Origin of the sequence: Asaia spathodeae NBRC 105894, from assembly GCF_025994195.1 — a bacterium.
In the GTDB taxonomy this organism is placed as follows: Bacteria; Pseudomonadota; Alphaproteobacteria; order Acetobacterales; family Acetobacteraceae; genus Asaia; species Asaia siamensis.
Genome location: NZ_BAPY01000067.1, coordinates 1 through 520 on the forward strand (window position 1 = coordinate 1; position 520 = coordinate 520).

At 52.9% G+C, this 520-nt stretch carries 1 protein-coding gene; it reads left to right on the forward strand.

Annotation, left to right across the window (positions count from 1 at the left end; genetic code table 11):
- Nucleotides 1-520 (forward strand): hypothetical protein (locus AA105894_RS13800; protein ID WP_267312271.1); only part of this gene is annotated, 520 nt, incomplete at both ends.

Genomic DNA, 520 nt, shown 5'->3' on the forward strand with positions numbered 1-520 from the left:
ATGTGTACATTTATGTGCTGAATGCTGACGGGACAGTTTCTGCCAGCAACGATAATGCGGCAATCGGTCCGCTTACGGCGTCGTATGACGGCAAAACGTGGAAATACACTGACGCCAACGGACAAGTGGTTTTGAGCGCGCAGAACACCACGACCGGCGTATACCAGACCGAAAACGGGTTTATTTCTTATAGTATGAGTGGGGGCTATATCCTTGTTAGTAATGACAAGATCGCGGACCCTACAAAGGTAAGTTGGTCCAACCAGTCGGGCGTTGTACCGGGATCCACGCCTTTCCCCTCATTTGGAGGTGCCAGCACATCTCTGAAGATCACCGATTCCGCCGGAAGTAGCGCAGTCACTTACGATCGGGTTTCTGGAGGCGTGACCGCGCAAGGAACCTATGATCCGACCGCGCACGCTACCATGCCCAGTGTAACTGTACCGTCAGGCTACCTGCCCGACACACTGAACGATGTGTACATTTATGTGCTGAATGCTGACGGGACAGTTTCTGCCAG